This window comes from Salinispora goodfellowii (genome assembly GCF_059570675.1).
Genome location: NZ_JCANTD010000084.1, coordinates 1 through 2,430, shown reverse-complemented (window position 1 = coordinate 2,430; position 2,430 = coordinate 1). Strand labels below are relative to the sequence as shown.

The following is a 2,430-nucleotide window of genomic DNA, read 5'->3' as shown; positions in this document are numbered from 1 at the left end:
CCACAGCTCACAAACACCGGTTTGAGGGTGTCAGCGCACCACGGCGCGGCGCGGAGCCGACACCACATGAGCGAGCACACGCCGCAGCACCACAATCCGCAGCACGATCCCACCGTCGACACAGGCCTCCTGGCCGGGGTCGACCCGACCCCGACCGACCTGGTCGCCGGCGACCCGCCGGTCCCGCTCACCGTCTGGCGCACCGCCCGCACCCCGGGCGACGCCAGCCGCAGCATCGGCACCCGCCTCGCCGACCGCCTCATCGCCGCCTACAGCCGCCCCGGTGAGGCGGTCGTCGACCTCACCCCCGACCACGCACTCACCTCCGCCTGTGCGGCCGGGGCCCGTCGGCACCACCCAGCGTGGTTCACCGACGCGTCCAGCCTGATCGTCGGCCCGGCCACTCCCCGTCCGCCCGCCGGCACCGCCGGCGGCACCGACGAGGACGAGGACCTGCCGGAGATGGGGGCCTGGTTCGGGGACGACCTCACCGACCCGGACCTGCACCCACCGGCCGACACGGTCGCCGGCCCGCCGCCCGGCGGTTCCCTGCAGCAGGCGACCAGTCTCGTGGTCGCCTGCTGGCCCCTCGACCCCAATGCCGCGACCAACCGGGTGCGGCTGGCGTGGCTGCTGACCGGCTGCGCCGCGCTGCTGCAGCCGGGTGGCTGCCTGATCCTCGTCGTCACCGTTCCGGCCGGCACCACCGCCGGGCCGGAGGACTTCTCCGGCGTGGTCCAGGCCGCCGCCAGCGTCGGGCTGGGCTACCTGCAGCACCTCGTCGCGGTCACCGCCGACACTGACGGGGACGCGTTCGTGTACCACGTCACCGACGAGGAATTGCTCACCCTCACCACCGCCCTAGGCGACCGGTGGCGGGTGGCGCATCTGCGGGTCCACGCGGACCTGATGGTGTTCAGCCAGACCCAGCACCAGCGTCATGCTCCGCGCCGGGGCGGGCGCGAGGGCGGTGGTCGCCGTGGCTAAGCACCGCGCACAAACCAACCCTAGCGAGCCCGACGGGCAGACCACGACGGCTGCCGCCACGAGCACTGGTCCGGCCGGGCGTCATCGGGCTGCTCCCGGCCCGGAGGGCCTGTCGGTGTGGGCTACCGCGCAGTCGACCGGCCCGGTCCAGCGCCGCGGCCGGTATGTGCGCGAGTCGGTGCAGCACCCGGCGCGGATGCTGCCCGCGATCGCCGCGCACGCCGTCACCGCCTACACCCAGCCGGGTGACCTGGTGCTGGACCCGATGTGTGGGATCGGCACGACCCTGGTCGAGGCGATCCACGCCGACCGGGACGCGATCGGGGTGGAGTACGAGTCCCGGTGGTCCGACATCGCCGACGCCAACATCAAGCACGCCCATGCCCAGGGTGCGACCGGACGGGCCGGGGTGATCCGCGGCGACGCCACCGGCATCCTGTCGCTCGTACCCGGGGCCCTGGCCGGGCAGGTGGCGCTGGTGGTGACGTCGCCGCCGTACGGGCCGACCGTGCACGGCCTGGTCCGGCCCGGCGCCGACGGGGTGACCAAGTTCGACAACGCCTACAACGACGGCACCGACCGCGGGAACCTCGCCTACCGCGACCTCACCGGACTCGCCGACGGGTTCGCCCAGATCCTCGCCGGCTGCCACACCCTCCTCAAGCCCGGTGGGGTCGTCGTGGTGACCGCCCGACCGTGGCGCAAGCACGGCGAACTGGTCGACCTGCCCAGCGCGGTCATCGGCGCCGGCATCCGCGCCGGCCTCACCCCCGTCGACCGGTGCGTGGCGCTGCTCGCCGCCGTGCGCGACGGCGGGCTCGTCGCCCGCCCGTCGTTCTTTCAACTCCAGGCCGTCCGTAAGGCCCGGGCCGCCGGCACCCCCATGCACCTGATCGCCCACGAGGACGTCCTCGTGTTCATCAGAACGCCGACCGACTCGGGCGCGGAAACGGCGCAGGACAACGCCGGGGGAGAGGCGGTCTCGTGAGCTCAACCATCGACCGCCATCCGAGCCACGTGGCAGGAGCGCCCAGCTACCGCCCCCTGCTGGTGGCCGCACACCGTACGTCGCCGACGCTCGACGTGGCGGAGGTGCGTGATTGACCACCTTCCCGCACCGCGCATCGGATCGCTGTGCACCGGCTACGGCGGTCTCGACATGGCCGTCGAGCTGGTGCTCGGCGGCCACCTCACCTGGTACGCCGAAACCGATCGGCACGCCCGCACCGTCTGCGCCCACCACTGGCCCGGCGTGCCCAACCTCGGTGACATCCGCACCGTCGACTGGACCCGCGTTGGACCGGTCGATGTTCTCACGGCCGGGTTCCCCTGTCAGGACATCTCCAACGACTCTGCTGCCGAATTCGTGACACGCCGTCGGGATCGTTCTGTCTGGCTGGTCGTGGGTTGATGATCTCTGTTCGCGGCTGTGCTTGCTTCCGT

3 protein-coding genes are annotated in these 2,430 nt (G+C 72.7%); all 3 read left to right on the top strand.

All coding sequences use genetic code 11. The features are described 5' to 3' along the window. The first annotated feature begins 66 nt into the window (after window positions 1–66). The 3 genes from T398_RS26690 (at window position 67) to T398_RS26680 (ending at window position 2,398) form a co-directional block, all read left to right on the top strand. A complete protein-coding gene (locus T398_RS26690) occupies window positions 67–987 on the top strand; it encodes a hypothetical protein (protein ID WP_491639530.1) in 921 nt (306 codons plus the stop codon). Further along, window positions 971–1,975 carry a DNA methyltransferase gene (locus tag T398_RS26685; protein WP_491639567.1) on the top strand — a complete coding sequence of 335 codons (1,005 nt, stop codon included), beginning with the start codon at window positions 971–973 and terminating at the stop codon, window positions 1,973–1,975. Before T398_RS26690 ends, T398_RS26685 begins: the two co-directional genes overlap by 17 nt. Window positions 1,976–2,083: 108 nt before the next feature. Beyond that, window positions 2,084–2,398: a DNA cytosine methyltransferase gene (locus tag T398_RS26680; protein ID WP_496450563.1), complete on the top strand. Its 315-nt coding sequence runs from the start codon at window positions 2,084–2,086 to the stop codon at window positions 2,396–2,398. The last annotated feature ends 32 nt before the right edge of the window (window positions 2,399–2,430 follow it).